Origin of the sequence: Nitrospina sp. 32_T5 (genome assembly GCF_052156635.1) — a bacterium.
GTDB lineage: Bacteria > Nitrospinota > Nitrospinia > Nitrospinales > Nitrospinaceae > Nitrospina.
This window is the reverse complement of sequence record NZ_JBQKUO010000001.1, coordinates 595,996-610,450: the sequence shown is the minus strand read 5'-3', so window position 1 is coordinate 610,450 and position 14,455 is coordinate 595,996. Positions and strand designations below refer to the sequence as shown.

Sequence of the window (14,455 nt, the reverse complement as noted above, 5' to 3'; positions counted from 1 at the left end):
GATAAACAAATAGACGCCTCGCCCCTGCACGCCCCTATGCTAGGGGCAACGCCGAATAAGCGCAACCCCCCGCATCCAAAAAAAACAAAATTCTACAAATAAAAAACAGGAATGGTTTCTGTCGAATACATATAAAAGGAAGGTGTGTTCAGATCGTTTCCGGTAGCCGTACAACCAGCAGGAGGAGGTGCCGGGATGAACACATCTTCATCAGGTTGGGGACGGCTCACCGCGCCTTCGATCTCATTCTCCATAAGGCCTTCCGCAACCATGACTCATTCGTCCACCTCGTGCACGAAGTCATCCCAGCGTCGACCGGGCGGGCCGCGGAATTGGCCGAACGAATAGCCGCGGCGTTTTCAGTCCCGGCCAATGCGGCCGGTGCCCACCATCAGGCGAAGCAGTACAAGCAGGGTTCAGGGCAGGGCGTAGGCCAGAAACGCCTCCGGGTCGCGCGAATCGAAGCGGCGCAGGCCTTCCTCCTTTGCGATGCGCACCGCCTCGGCGTGTTCCTCGGATGTGGTTCTTCGGCAGATTTCGCGGAAGCGGCTTTGGGTCACCCTGCCCGCAGGGCGGTACTGGTCCATGATGTTGACGTAGGTGTCGGGCGATAGTTCACTGGCCAGCCAGCGCATGATCGGCCTCACGTTCTCGGCGCTGTCGGGCATCACCAGGTGCCGTACCAGCACGCCGCGTTTGGCGAGGCCTTTCTCGTCGAAAACCAGGTCGCCCACCTGGTCGTGCATGGCCTTGATGGCGGAGCGCGCTGCATCCGGATAACTTTTGGCCTTGAGGTAGGTGGACGAGTCGGCCTCCTCCCAGTACTTGAAGTCGGGCATGAAGATGTCCACGATGTCGCGCAGGCTCTCGATGCTTTCCAGCGAATCGTAGGCGCCGGTGTTGTACACCAGCGGCAGGCGCAGGCCCATTTCCACCGCCATGGGCAGGGCCTCCAGGATCTGCGGCACCACGTGCTCCGGTGTGACAAAGTTGATGTTGTGGCACCCCATCGCCTGCAGGCGGAGCATGATTTGCGCCAGGGCTTCCGGACCGATCTCGTCGCCGTCGTGTTTCTGGCTGATGTCGTAGTTCTGGCAGAACACGCATTTGAGGTTGCACATGGAAAAGAAAATGGTGCCGCTCCCGTTCCAGCCGCGCAGGCAGTCTTCCTCGCCAAAGTGGGGGAAGAAGCTGGAGACGTAGGCGTAGCGACCCGTCTTGCACAGCGCGAACTCGTTGTTCAGCCGGTCCACCTCGCAGTCGCGCGGGCACACCCTGCAGTTCCTGAGCGCCCGCAGGGCTTCGCGCGAGCGGCGGAACAACTCGCCCGTACGGTGCAGCTTCATGTACGCAGGCTCAAATTTCTCGGAGTCGATGGTAAACGGGCTGGACATGCGGACCCTCTTTGGTTGACAATCGCCCCATGATATCGATTTTTGGAAGCGACTTCCAGAGGAGGTCCCGGGCCAACCGCGGTCCAACGGACCAGCCCAGTTCCGAATTACGAAGTTAATTCCACCGCCGGGGACGCCCTTTTGCGGAGGATTGAAATCCCATCGCCCCGTCCCGTTTTAGGCAAGTCGAAACCCGCGTTGCTGCCTTCGGAATCCGGCCCGATGGGTGCGGAAAGCATTTGAATTTGGGCCAGAAAGCGTAATAAGAAAATGATTGACAAGCGTGCGGGAAGCGTATAACTTGGTAATCGACCCCAAGAAGCAATGCTTCCTACAAAAAACCTCTGAACAACCGACGCCCGAAACCCTCAACCCAGTTCATTGAAGCGAAAACCCCATAAGCAGGACGGGCTCCAGCACATCCTCAATCGAGGAAACATCGCAAGGTCTTAAACCGAATCATCCACTCAAACCTGAATCCAACCACATACCATGCAAGCACAAACACAAGCACCATCCATGAACATCGAGGAACTCAAAACCAAGACCATATCCGAGTTGACCAACATGGCCAAGTCGCTGAAAATTCCCGGCCACAGCGGTTTGCGCAAGCAGGACCTCATCTTCAAAATTCTCCAGGCCCAGATCGAAAAAGACGGTTTGATGTTCGGACAGGGCGTGCTGGAAATTCTGCCCGACGGATTCGGTTTCCTGCGAGCGCCGACGTACAACTACCTTCCGGGCCCCGACGACATTTACGTGTCGCCTTCGCAGATCCGGAAATTTGACATGCACACGGGCGACACCATCTCCGGCCAGATCCGCCCGCCCAAGGAGAACGAGCGTTACTTCGCCCTGCTCAAGGTCGAGGCGATCAACTTCGAGAACCCGGACAAGACCAAAGACAAGATCCTGTTCGACAACCTGACGCCGCTCTACCCGATGGAGCGCATCCGTCTGGAAACGCCGAACTGCACAGACTACAGCGCGCGCATCATGGATTTGATGACGCCGATCGGCAAGGGCCAGCGCGGCCTCATCGTCGCCCCGCCCCGGACCGGTAAGACCATGCTGTTGCAGTCCATTGCCAACAGCATTGCCACCAACCATCCGGAGAACGTACTGATCGTCCTGCTCATCGACGAGCGTCCGGAAGAGGTGACGGACATGGAACGCTCCGTTCGCGGCGAGGTCATCAGCTCCACCTTCGACGAACCGGCGCAACGCCACGTGCAGGTCGCCGAAATGGTCATCGAAAAAGCCAAGCGGCTGGTCGAGCACAACAAGGACGTAGTGATCCTGCTCGACAGCATCACGCGCCTTGCACGTGCCTACAATGCCATCGTGCCGCCCAGCGGCAAAGTGCTCTCCGGCGGTGTGGACTCCAACGCCCTCCAGCGGCCGAAACGCTTTTTCGGCGCGGCCCGCAACCTGGAAGAAGGCGGCAGCCTCACCATCATCGCCACCTCGCTGGTCGATACCGGCAGCCGCATGGACGACGTCATCTTCGAGGAATTCAAGGGCACCGGCAACCTGGAGATCGTGCTCGACCGGAAACTCGCCGAAAAACGCATTTTCCCGTCGATCGACATCAACCGCTCCGGCACGCGTAAGGAGGAATTGCTCATCGAGGAGCAGGAACTCCAGAAAATCTGGCTGTTGAGAAAAGTTTTACTGCCGATGGGCATCCATGATACGATGGAACTCCTCCTGCAGAAAATGCGAGAAACCAAAACCAATGCGGAATTCATCCAGACGATGAATTCCTGATCGTTCGGAGAACGTAGAATGAAAGCGGATATCCATCCGGAATACTTCGAGACCACCATCACGTGCGCCTGTGGCAACCAGGTGAAAACCCGTTCCACGGTGAAAGACGTCCATCAGGAAATCTGTTCCGCCTGCCATCCCTTTTTCACCGGCAAGCAGAAGCTGATCGACAGCGCCGGCCGCATCGAGAAGTTCACGCGCAAGTACCAGAAAGCCCAGGAAGCGAAAGCCGCCAAGCAGGCCTCCCCCAACTAGCTTTTCCATCCTCCGGAAAGCCCGACGGCGAAGAACCCTCCTTTTCACCCCGAACCCGGCCTGAGGGCCGAATCCCATGTTTGAACAACTCGATGACATCGAAAAGCGTTACGAAAAGCTCAATGAGTTGATGAGCGATCCCAAGGTGTACGGCAACCCTGCCGAATACCAGAAGTGCGCGCGCGAACACTCGGAATTGAGCGACATCGTTTCCGAGTACCGGGAATGGAAACGAGCGGACCGCCAGTTGCAGGAAAACCGCAGGGTGCTGGATGAGGAAAGCGACCGCGAACTGATCGAGATGGCGCGTGAGGAAGTCGAGTCCCTCACTCTCCGGAAGGAAGAACACGAAGCGCAGTTGAAAATGATGCTGTTGCCCAAGGACCCGCGCGACGACAAAAGCGTCATCATGGAAATCCGAGCCGGGACCGGTGGTGATGAGGCGGGACTGTTCGCTGCGGACCTCTTCCGCATGTATTCCCGTTACGCTGAAGACAGAAAATGGAAAATCGAGGTGCTCACCAGCAACATCACCGGCGTGGGCGGCTACAAGGAAATTGTGTGCAACATCCAGGGCAAAGGCGCGTACAGCCGCCTCAAGTACGAGGCGGGAACGCACCGCGTGCAACGCGTTCCGGCCACAGAAACACAGGGACGCATCCACACTTCGGCGGTCACCGTCGCCATCCTGCCGGAAGCGGAGGAGGTGGACGTGCAGCTCAACCCGGGCGATCTCAAGATCGACGTGTACCGCTCATCCGGCCCCGGCGGACAGAGCGTGAACACCACCGATTCCGCCGTGCGCATCACCCACGTGCCCAGTGGGATCGTCGTCACCTGCCAGGATGAAAAGTCCCAGCACAAAAACAAGGAGCGCGCCCTCAAGGTCCTGCGCGCACGGTTGTACGAGGAAGAACAGCGCCGCCAGCAGGAAGCGATGGCGCAGGATCGCAAGTCGCAGGTGGGAACCGGCGACCGTAGTGAACGTATCCGGACCTACAACTTCCCGCAGGAACGGGTCACCGATCATCGCATCGGCCTGACCCTGCACAAGCTGACGCAGATCATGGAGGGGCACCTCGACGAGTTGATCGATAAACTGGTTTACCATTATCAAACCGAAGCCTTGCAGAAAAGCGGCGCTTCCTGAACCGTAAGATTCCCGATGTCCACATTGAAATCCGACACTCTCATAACCGTCGGCGAAATTCTGCAAGAGGCGGAAAACCGCCTGCATGAGGCGGGCGTGAATACGCCCCGCCTCGATGCCGAGGTCCTGCTTGCGGAAGCGATGCACACCACGCGTACGGGGTTGATGGCGGATGCGGGCCGGGAAGTGACCCCTGTGGAGCGAACGGCGTTCACCGCCTGGCTGGAGCGCCGCGAACAACGCGAGCCGGTGGCCTACCTGCTGGGTCGCAAGGAATTCTGGTCGCTGGATTTCACCGTGAACCCGGATGTGCTCATTCCCCGCCCGGACACGGAGTGTTTGGTCGAGCATTTCCTCACACTGGTCAAACGCGACGGCGTGGAGGCCCCCCGCATCCTTGACGTGGGCACGGGATCGGGCATCCTGGCCATCGTTGCCGCACGCGAGTGTCCCACCGCCACCGTGACGGCGATGGAATTGTCCGACCGGGCGCTGGACGTGGCGCGGCACAACGCGTCGGCGCACAATGTTCTGCCACAGATTCAGTTCGTCCAGGGTGATTTCCACCGCGAGTTCTGGGAAGGCGCGCCGTTCGACTACATCCTCAGCAATCCCCCTTATATCGATTACGAAACTTATGAGACCCTGGCGCCGGAAATCCGCGAGTACGAGCCGAAACAGGCCTTGCTGGCGGGACCGGACGGCATGGACGCTTACCGGAAAATAATTCCGTTGGCGGCCATGTTGCTTCGTCCCGGCGGATCGCTTTTGCTGGAGTTCGGAAACGACCAGGGACCGGGGGTCAATCAACTCGTGGCGGAAAACAACGGTTTCGAGGCTATTGAGCGGGCAAGCGATTACACGGGCGCGGAACGGGTGCTGTCGGCGAAAAGGAGAGCGGTCCGTGGATAAGATCTGCATCGAAGGCGGACGGCCTCTCAAGGGGACGGTGCGCATCAGCGGTGCCAAAAATGCCGTGCTCCCGGCTCTCGCCGCCACGCTCCTCACCGGCGGCAAAAACGAAATCACCAACATCCCACGCGTGCGCGATGTGCTCACGCTGGTTCGCTTGCTTGAAGACCTGGGGTGCAAGACGGAGTCGTTCGAAGGCGACCGGATAGTGCTCGACTCCGCAAACATCCATAATCACAAAGCGCCGTACGATCTGGTGAAAACCATGCGTGCATCGTGCCTGGTACTGGGTCCTCTTCTCGCGCGTCTCGGCAAGGCGGAGGTGTCGCTTCCCGGCGGCTGTGCCATCGGCGCGCGTCCCATCGACCTGCATATCAAAGGCCTGCGTGCCCTGGGTGCGAAACTCAGTATCGAAGGCGGATATATCAAGGGCCACGCCGACAAACTGAAAGGCACGCGTTTCTGTTTCGACTCGACCACCGTCACCGGAACCATGAACGTGATGATGGCGGCGGCACTGGCGGATGGAGAATCCATACTGGAAAATGTGGCACGCGAACCGGAGGTGACTTTCCTCGCGGATGTGCTGAACCGGTGCGGTGCGAAGATCGAGGGCGGTGGCACCGATACGCTGGTCATCCAGGGGGTCCCGTCGTTGAAACCGATTCATTGCTCCATCTTCCCGGACCGTATTGAAGCGGCGACCTACATGGTCGCAGGCGCCATCACCGGGGGGGATGTGGAGGTGACGCATTGCCTGCCGCAACACCTGGAACCGGTTCTGCACAAAATGAAAGAGGCCGGGGTGGAATTGACGGAAGGGGATCACTCGGTACGGGTGCGCCGTTCGGGGTCCCTGAACCCGGCGAACATCATCACGCAGCCGTATCCCGGATTCGCCACCGATATCCAGGCGCAGTTCATGGCATTGATGACCCTTGCTGAAGGACAGAGTGTCATTACTGAAACCGTATTTGAAAACCGGTTCCTGCATGCGGCGGAATTGAAACGGATGGGCGCCAATATCCTTCTCGACGGGCATACCGCCATCGTCACCGGAGTGAAAAAGTTGAGCGGTGCGCCGGTAATGGCTACCGATTTGCGGGCCAGCGCCTCGCTTGTGCTGGCCGGGCTGGCTGCGGAAGGGGAGACGGTGATCTCCCGTGTCTATCACATCGACCGCGGCTATGAGACCATGGAAGATAAAATGTCCCGGTTGGGTGCCGCCATTCGACGGGTGCGCGCCTGATGGGTGATGGTGGGTTTCGGGTAATGCTACCGAAGTCCTGAAATGATAAAACCATGCGATCCACCGATTGGAAAAAAGAAAATATCCATCACATTGCGTTGTGGATGCCAAACTGGCTGGGTGACGTGGTGTTTGCTCTCCCGGCAGTGCAGGGAATCCGCAAAGTGTTTCCCGAGGCCCGCTTCACAGCGCTCGCGCGCCGTCCCGCCGACGATTTTTTAATTCACCATCCCGCATTCGACAGCGTCCTTCCCATTCCCTACGGAGCCAGCGAGGGTGCATTGGCGTCCTTGCAGTTCGGGCGGGCCCTGCGTAAGTACCGGTTCGACCTCTCCATCCTGTTTCCCAATGCCATACGCACCGCCTTGTTGTCGCGGCTATCCGGTTCGCGCCGGCGCCTTGGTTACGGCACGGAATGGCGGGGGTGCCTGTTGACACACCCGGTTCAAACCATTGATTCCCGAAGTATGCATGCGGTCGAATATTATTACCGCCTGGCGGAAACTTTGGGGGCACCGGCATTGGAGCGCTCGTTCGAATCGGTACTGACCGATGACGATGTGCTGCGTCAGAAGACGATGCTGGCAGAAAAGGGAATCGGCGATACTCCCTGCCTGGTGGCGGTGCAACCGGGTGCCTCGAAGCCGGAAAAACGCTGGCACGCGGAACGTTTCGGCGAGCTGTGCCGCAGGCTGGCGCAGGAACAGGACGCGCAATTCGTGTTTCTGGGAAGTCAGGCGGAGTCGGGGCTGATCGATGAAGTCCGCGCCCTTTGCCCGCCTGAAAAATGCGTGGCATTAACCGGCCTGCCTCTGCACGAGGTTCTGGGTGTGATCAAAAATTGTCGGTTTCTGGTAGCCAATGACAGCGGCATCATGAACCTCGCCGCCATGGTGGGCACGCCGGTGGTCGCGATATTCGGTCCCGGTAACGTGCTCACCACCGACCCCGTCATCGCCCCGGAGAAAAAAGAGATCGTCACCAAAAACTTTCCATGTTCCCCCTGCCGCCACCGATTCTTTGAGGAATGCGAACCCTCACCCAACAATAAGCCGTACTGCATTGAAGATATTCAGGTGGAGGAAGTGATGCAGGCGGTGAAGCGCCTCCTGCAGCGCGTTTGAGGGGTTTGCAGGGTCAACTCTCTAAGCCGGTCTCTTCCGGTGCCGCCGTTTCGTCCCAGTAGGGCTCCAGATCGAAATAGCTCAAAATCACCTGTTCCTCTTCCCGCGTCAGGGCCTCGATGTCTTCCGGGTTGGGTGCCTGCTGAATGGCCTCGCGCGTATACTGGGCCTGTACTTTGGCGGAATCGATCGTTGCCAGGTGGTCGATGGGAAACAAAACGGTTTTACCGCGTGTGGACAGGAACCCGCCTTCGATGAATACAATGTAGCGTACGCGGTGTGTGTCCGGTTCCGCCAGCACACCGCGGATACGCGCCATTTCGCGCATGTCCTTGTCGTACACGTAAGACCCGACCAGGCGCTCTTCGCTGCGGAGGTCGTAAATGTTGTCGTCGTGGTAACGCAGGGGACTCAGAGTCATGTTGTGCCCGGATTGGGGTGGCTGTTTGATTTGCCGCAAATTATATCAAATTTATCAATAGGTTGTTGTATAATTCTGTGATGACCGTATTGCCCCGTGGCATCTGGTCGCAGCCTGTATGAACTCCCAACCGGAGCCGATCATGCGACATTTCCATGCCCGAATGCCTGTCCTCCTTATGGCACTCTTTTTTGCGGTCTCGTTCGCTCCACCCGCTGAAGCCCGTTACATCTACGTATACACCGACGATCAGGGTGTGGTGCATTACTCGGATTTTCTGAGTGGCGTGCCGCCCAGGTACCGTGGGAAGGCGCGGGCCAAATTCGTTCCGGACAAGAAACCGCAATCCAAAGGCGGAGAAGATCAGGCATCGAAAGGAAGTGGCGGCTCCGGCCCGTCCAAGTCAACCGGGTCCACGGACCAGGAGCAGGTTGGCCTCTCCGAAGAGCAGGAACGGTTGATGAACGAGGTCAAGTCGGTATTGAACCGAATGGTGCCGCTGGGCGGTAAGTATAAGGATGTCCAGAAAAATTTCACCAACGGGCGTCGAATGTACGGTGACATCCAGGGCAATCTGTCCGTGAAAAAAGGTCTGGTGGACAAGCTTGGCAACGCAAAAAATCCGCTGCTGGTGCAGGCCCGGGGATTTCTGCAAAGCAGTATTTCCCAGGATGAAAACACGGTGGTGAACACCGGCACCCCCAAGCGGAAGATTTATGATATTTATGCGCGTTTCGAATCCGAATCCCAACAGGCGCAGAACCTGATTCAGAAAATCGATCAGGCGATTCAAAAATCAAACCAGGACAAAGCGGAAGCAAAGGCAAAAGCCGAAGCGGCAAAGAAGTAACTCTTTTCATTCCATCCACCATGATGCGGGGTCCTGTTACCGGCAGCAAGCCTCCCCCCTTTTCATTTCATGCGTTCCTTCCTTTTAAACCATCTACCATCCACTCCCGTTAGACTGGCAGCATGACCGCGATCAATGAATTCTTTGCCGGCCTGAGCGGATTCCTTTGGGGACCGTGGCTATTGATTCTGCTTGTGGGCACCGGAATCTGGCTCACCATCTGCCTGCGCGGAATCCAGTTCCGCATGCTGGGGTACGCGTTGCGCCTCACGTTTTCACGCGAGCGGGAGGGGGAGGGCGACATCTCGCATTTCGGGGCACTCATGATCGCGCTTTCTGCCACCATCGGCGTCGGCAACATCGCCGGTGTGGCGACAGCGGTCGCTCTGGGCGGACCCGGGGCGGTGGTGTGGATGTGGATCACGGCGTTGTTCGGGATGGCCACCAAGTATTCGGAAGGATTCCTTGCCGTGCGGTTCCGCACCACCAACGCGCGCGGGGAAATCTCAGGCGGCCCCATGTACTACCTGGAAGAAGGACTGGGCTGGCGGTGGCTGGGTGTGGTGTTCGCGTTCGCGGGAGCCATCGCCGCGTTCGGAATCGGCAACATGGTGCAGGCCAACACCACGGCGGAGGCCATCGTCGGCGTGGCGGGGGTGTCCAGGACGGTGGTCGGTGGGGTGTTGATGGTTCTCACGGGACTGGTCATCTTCGGCGGAGTCAAATGGATCGCCGAGGTGGTGTCGTTTTTCGTTCCGGTCATGGTGGTGTTGTATTTCGGCGGATCGGTGCTCATTCTGCTTGGCAACTGGGAACAGGTACCGTCCGGGCTGGCCATGCTGTTTGAAGACGCGTTGTCCGGCACCGCCGCCTCCGGCGGATTCGCCGGTGCGACTCTGGCGCAGGCGATCCGCTTCGGCGTGGCGCGCGGATTGTTCTCCAACGAATCCGGGTTGGGAAGCGGCCCGATCGCAGCCGCCGCGGCAAGGACCAACCAACCCGCCAAGCAGGCCCTGGTGTCGATGACGGGAACGTTCCTCGACACCATTGTCGTCTGCTCGCTCACCGGTCTGGTTCTGGCGACCACCCAGGTTTGGACTTCCGGCGAGACCGGTGTGGCGCTCACAATGCAGGCATTTTCTGCGGGGCTTCCCGGCCAATGGGGACAGTGGATTGTGACCCTGGGTGTCGTCACTTTCGCTTTCTCGACGATCCTGGGATGGAGCTATTACGGGGAAAAATGCTTTGAGTACCTGGCCGGGGTGAAGTGGGTATGGTACTACCGCGCGGTTTGGTGCGCGGTGGTGTTCGTGGGGGCGGTGGTGAAGCTGGACCTTGTCTGGAACTTCGCCGATGCGATGAACGCACTCATGGCCGTGCCCAACCTGATCGCCCTTCTCGCTCTCAGCAACCTGATCAGGCGCGAAACCAGGCAGTTTGAGGAAGGACTCAAAAACGGAACCATCCGGCGATACGATTGAACCCGGGTCCTGCTCAACCCGTCAGGCGGAACTTGATGATGAACCAGATGGCGGCGACGCCGTCTTTCCAGTTGATCTTTTTGCCTTCCGAATAATCCCGTCCGCTGTAGGAAATGGGCACTTCATAGATGCGGAAATTTTTGCGCGCAATCTTGCTTGTGAATTCCGGTTCGAAACCAAAGCGGTCGCACTTGAGCGTAATGGAATCCAGAACTTTTTTTGTGAATACCTTGTAACAGGTTTCCATGTCCGTCAGGTTCAGGTTGGTGAACATGTTGGACAGCGTGGTCAACACCTTGTTGCCGACGTAATGCCAGAAAAAGAGCACGCGGTGGGGTCCGCTCAAAAACCGCGACCCGTACACGACATCCGCACGTCCGTCGAGGATGGGTTCGAGCAGAACGCCATACTCCGAAGGGTTGTACTCGAGGTCGGCATCCTGAATGATGATCACGTCCCCGGTCAGGTTTTTGAAACCCGTACGCAAAGCCGCGCCCTTCCCACGGTTTTTGTCGTGGTAGACGACCCGGAACCCTTCCCTGGCTTCATACTCCTTTAAAATCTCGCGTGTGCCGTCAGTGGAATAGTCATCCACAAGCACGATTTCTTTCTCGTACGGCGTGGCTTCCACGCGCTCAATCAGGGTGCGGACGGTGTTTTTTTCGTTGTAAACGGGAATGACGACGGAGATTTTCACGGAGCCTCAGCCTGTGTAACTCGTGGTTTTCATTGGGGTCAACTGTCCCAGTGTAAGGCATCAGGCCCAGGATGTCTAAATTAAATTGGGGCGGGAAGCTCAGGGGACAGTGACGTTTTCCTCGCGCATGCGTTCGAGCACGTGGTTGGCGAGAACGCCGGTCAGGATGCCGGTGAGCAGTGAAAAGGTGAGGAACACGGGCAGCAGTTGCAGGAATGTTTTCTGCTGAATGAAGAAAAAGAACACGCAGAGGAATATGGCGGTGGTGTGCGCGTAGGCGGCGGAGACGCTGACGCCGATCAGGCTGAACCAGCGCTTTCCAAGGTGATGCACGAGTCCCATGACGGCCATTGCCGCGAGGCCACCGGTCAGGCTGAGGAAAAACGTGGGGCCGAGGAACGTGCCGCCGAAGATGCCGCCCAGAAAGATGCGAAGCACGGTGACGGTGAGCGCTTCAGAAAACCCGTAGCGCACCAGCGTGACGAGGGTGATGACGTTGGCGAGGCCGAGTTTCACCCACGGCGAGGGCAGGGGGAGCATCGCCTCCACGCGGTGAAGGACCACTCCGAGTCCGACCAGGATGGCGAGCACCACGAGCTTGCGGTTGTCGGGAGTCGCGCTGGGCGGGGGTGTGGCGGTCATGATGCGGGCACCGCCTCCGGCTCGGCTTCCTTCGCGGAGAATACATACTCGTCGTCCACGTAATCGACGAGGATGGCGTGGCCCTGCGTGAGTTCGCTGTTGATGATCTTCATGGAGATCGCGTTTTCGATTTTGTCTTCAATCAAACGGCGCAACGGGCGTGCCCCGTAGGTGTCGCTGAATCCTTCCTTTGCAAGCTGGGCTTTCACGCGTTCGGTCACTTTCACGCTCATGTCGTTTTCCTGCAAGCGCTTGTTGAGGTTGTTCAGCATGAGGTCGGCGATGGCGCGCACGTGCTCCGGCTCCAGTTTGTGGAAGACGATCAGGTCGTCCAGCCGGTTGATGAACTCCGGCTTGAACAGCTTCTGCACTTCGCTCAGAACGAGCGAGCGGATCTGGTTGTAGTCGCGGTCAGGATCGTCCATGGTGGCGAAGCCGATGCCCTTGGTCTTGCCTTCGGTGATGAACTGCGTGCCGATATTGGAGGTGCCGATGATGATCGCGTTCTTGAAGCTGGTGACGCGGCCCTGGGCGTCGGTCAGGCGCCCGTCGTCGAGCAGCTGCAGGAGTATATTGAACACATCCGGGTGCGCTTTTTCGAGTTCATCCAGCAGGATGACGGAGTAGGGCTGGCGGCGTACTTTTTCCGTCAGCTGCCCGCCTTCGTCGTAACCGATGTATCCCGGCGGCGAGCCGATGATCTTCGACACCGCGTGCTTTTCCATGTACTCGGACATGTCGAGGCGGATGAGGCGGTTTTCGTCGTCGAGCAGGAACTCGGCAAGCGCCTTGGCCAGCTCCGTCTTGCCGACGCCCGTCGGACCGAGAAACAGGAACGACCCGATGGGACGGTTCTTGTCCTTGAGCCCCGCACGGTTCCGGCGGATGGCGTTGCTGAGCGCAACGATGGCCTGGTGCTGGCCGATGACCCGTTTGTGCAGGTTGTCCTCCATGTTCTGGAGTTTTTCGGTTTCCGTCTCGCGGATCTTGTTGACCGGGATACCCGTCCACGTGGCCACCACGTTGGCGATGTCTTCTTCCGTCACCGAGTGATCGACGTCCTTGAGTTCATCGTTCCATTTTTGTTTTTCGTCTGCGAGTTTGTGGTCGATCTCGATGACCTCCTGCCGCAGTTCCGCTACCTTGCGGAAATCCTGTTCGTCGAACGCCGCCTTCTGCGCTTTCAGCAGATCGTTTTTCTCTTTTTCCAGCTGCTGGATGACCGGCGGCACGTAGATCAGGGCGAGGTGTTTTTTCGCCCCGGCTTCGTCGAGCAGGTCCACCGCCTTGTCCGGCAGGGCGCGGTCGGAAATGTGTTTCTCTGACAGCTTGGCGGCGGCGCGGACGGCGTTGTCGCTGTAAATGATCGAGTGATGCCGTTCGTACCGCGCCTTGATGCCTTTCAGCATCTCGATGGTCATCTCGACCGACGGTTCCGACACCATGACAGGCTGGAAGCGGCGTTCCAGCGCCTTGTCCTGTTCGATGGATTTCTTGTAATCGTCCAGTGTGGCGGCCCCGATGCACTGGAGCAGGCCGCGGGAGAGCGCCGATTTCAGGATGTTGGAAGCATCCACTCCGCCCGCGCCCGCACCGGCGCTGACCAGCGTGTGCAACTCGTCGATGAAGAGAATGACGTTGCCGTGGGCGCTCACAATCTCGTCCTTCACCGCTTTCATGCGTTCCTCGAACTCGCCGCGCATCTTCGCGCCGGCGATGATCTCCGACAGCTCCAGCATCTTGACGCGTTTGTTGAGCAGGCTGTTGGGCACCTCGGCCTTGACGATCTTCTGGGCCAGGCCCTCCACGATGACGGTCTTGCCGACTCCCGGCTCGCCGATGAGCACGGGATTGTTCTTGTTGCGCCGCGACAGAATCTGGATGAGCCGGTCGATTTCCTTCTCGCGGCCGATGACGGGATCGAGCTCGCCGCGCCGGGCCAGGTCGGTGAGGTCGGTCGTGTACTGGCTGAGCACGTCCATCTTGCCTTCGGCGTTCTGCTCGTCGATGGTGGTGCCGCCGCGCATGATCTCCAGGTCTTCGTGAACCTTGGCGTATTTGAAGCCGAATTCCTGCAGGATATCGGCAACACGCCCGATGCGGGAGTCCAGCATGCCGAGGAACATGGTGCCGACGCCGATGTAGCGGTCGCCGAACTTCTTGGCTTCATCCTGCGCCACTTCAAACAGGATGTTGGTTTCCGGGGACAGGTGGATCTGCTGGATCTGCTGCATCTCCTCCGGGCTTTCCGGCGAGACGGTTTCGAACAGGCGGTCGAGGAGCTGCCTTGAGAGGTCCTTGTTTTCGGGATAATAGGTTTCGAAGAAACGTTTCAGGCTTGAATCCTGCGCCTCGATCAGGCCGATCAGCACGAACTCCGGCGTGAGCAGGGTCTGGCGCAGGTTCACCATTTCCATGGCGCCGACGTTCAGGGCGTCGATGACTTTATCGGTGAATTGCCTCAAATATTGTTGAAGCATGATTCAAGTCGGATGAATGTGGGTGAGTGA

Annotated in this window: 14 protein-coding genes; 8 read left to right on the top strand and 6 right to left on the bottom strand. The window is 58.5% G+C overall.

Annotated elements, in window-relative coordinates; genetic code table 11:
* Positions 1-92 precede the first annotated feature (92 nt).
* Both ACTRW9_RS02745 and ACTRW9_RS02740 read right to left on the bottom strand, forming a co-directional pair.
* The gene (locus tag ACTRW9_RS02745) at positions 93-272 is read right to left on the bottom strand and encodes a hypothetical protein (protein WP_442428225.1); all 180 of its coding nucleotides are present in this window, start codon (positions 270-272) and stop codon (positions 93-95) included.
* Positions 273-416: 144 nt separating this feature from the next.
* Positions 417-1,394, bottom strand: coding sequence for a radical SAM protein (locus ACTRW9_RS02740; RefSeq protein WP_442428224.1), 978 nt, complete (start codon positions 1,392-1,394; stop codon positions 417-419).
* A 519-nt stretch (positions 1,395-1,913) separates the two neighbouring features.
* Here ACTRW9_RS02740 and rho point away from each other — a divergent pair.
* From rho to waaF, 6 genes are all read left to right on the top strand, one after another.
* Complete coding sequence (rho, locus tag ACTRW9_RS02735) at positions 1,914-3,164, top strand: transcription termination factor Rho (RefSeq protein WP_442427467.1); 1,251 nt, start codon at positions 1,914-1,916, stop codon at positions 3,162-3,164.
* A gap of 18 nt (positions 3,165-3,182) precedes the next feature.
* Positions 3,183-3,419 (top strand): 50S ribosomal protein L31, encoded by a 237-nt coding sequence (gene rpmE / locus ACTRW9_RS02730; protein WP_005007709.1) that lies wholly within the window; start codon positions 3,183-3,185, stop codon positions 3,417-3,419.
* Positions 3,420-3,495: 76 nt separating this feature from the next.
* Positions 3,496-4,569, top strand: coding sequence for a peptide chain release factor 1 (gene prfA, locus ACTRW9_RS02725; protein ID WP_442428223.1), 1,074 nt, complete (start codon positions 3,496-3,498; stop codon positions 4,567-4,569).
* 15 nt (positions 4,570-4,584) lie between these two features.
* Positions 4,585-5,481, top strand: coding sequence for a peptide chain release factor N(5)-glutamine methyltransferase (gene prmC / locus ACTRW9_RS02720; protein WP_442428222.1), 897 nt, complete (start codon positions 4,585-4,587; stop codon positions 5,479-5,481).
* The gene (gene murA / locus ACTRW9_RS02715; RefSeq protein WP_442427464.1) at positions 5,474-6,730 is read left to right on the top strand and encodes a UDP-N-acetylglucosamine 1-carboxyvinyltransferase; all 1,257 of its coding nucleotides are present in this window, start codon (positions 5,474-5,476) and stop codon (positions 6,728-6,730) included. The genes prmC and murA overlap by 8 nt, the downstream gene beginning before the upstream one ends.
* Before the next feature lie 53 nt (positions 6,731-6,783).
* A complete protein-coding gene (waaF, locus tag ACTRW9_RS02710; protein WP_442427463.1) occupies positions 6,784-7,854 on the top strand; it encodes a lipopolysaccharide heptosyltransferase II in 1,071 nt (356 codons plus the stop codon).
* A 13-nt stretch (positions 7,855-7,867) separates the two neighbouring features.
* On the opposite strand, the gene ACTRW9_RS02705 is transcribed toward waaF, so the two are convergent.
* On the bottom strand, positions 7,868-8,275 hold the full coding sequence (locus ACTRW9_RS02705) for a PRC-barrel domain-containing protein (protein WP_442427462.1): 408 nt from the start codon (positions 8,273-8,275) through the stop codon (positions 7,868-7,870).
* Positions 8,276-8,453: 178 nt separating this feature from the next.
* Between ACTRW9_RS02705 and ACTRW9_RS02700 the strand changes: the two genes are divergently transcribed.
* Entirely contained in the window at positions 8,454-9,125 is a 672-nt protein-coding gene (locus tag ACTRW9_RS02700) for a DUF4124 domain-containing protein (RefSeq protein WP_442428221.1), read from the top strand.
* Between the two features lie 122 nt (positions 9,126-9,247).
* The gene (locus ACTRW9_RS02695) at positions 9,248-10,606 is read left to right on the top strand and encodes an alanine/glycine:cation symporter family protein (RefSeq protein WP_442428220.1); all 1,359 of its coding nucleotides are present in this window, start codon (positions 9,248-9,250) and stop codon (positions 10,604-10,606) included.
* A 13-nt stretch (positions 10,607-10,619) separates the two neighbouring features.
* On the opposite strand, the gene ACTRW9_RS02690 is transcribed toward ACTRW9_RS02695, so the two are convergent.
* The 3 genes from ACTRW9_RS02690 to ACTRW9_RS02680 all read right to left on the bottom strand — a co-directional run bounded on the left by ACTRW9_RS02690 (position 10,620) and on the right by ACTRW9_RS02680 (position 14,425).
* Complete coding sequence (locus ACTRW9_RS02690) at positions 10,620-11,303, bottom strand: glycosyltransferase family 2 protein (RefSeq protein ID WP_442428219.1); 684 nt, start codon at positions 11,301-11,303, stop codon at positions 10,620-10,622.
* Positions 11,304-11,402: 99 nt separating this feature from the next.
* Positions 11,403-11,945 carry a Gx transporter family protein gene (locus tag ACTRW9_RS02685; protein ID WP_442427458.1) on the bottom strand — a complete coding sequence of 181 codons (543 nt, stop codon included), beginning with the start codon at positions 11,943-11,945 and terminating at the stop codon, positions 11,403-11,405.
* On the bottom strand, positions 11,942-14,425 hold the full coding sequence (locus ACTRW9_RS02680; protein ID WP_442428218.1) for an ATP-dependent Clp protease ATP-binding subunit: 2,484 nt from the start codon (positions 14,423-14,425) through the stop codon (positions 11,942-11,944). Before ACTRW9_RS02680 ends, ACTRW9_RS02685 begins: the two co-directional genes overlap by 4 nt.
* Positions 14,426-14,455 lie beyond the last annotated feature (30 nt).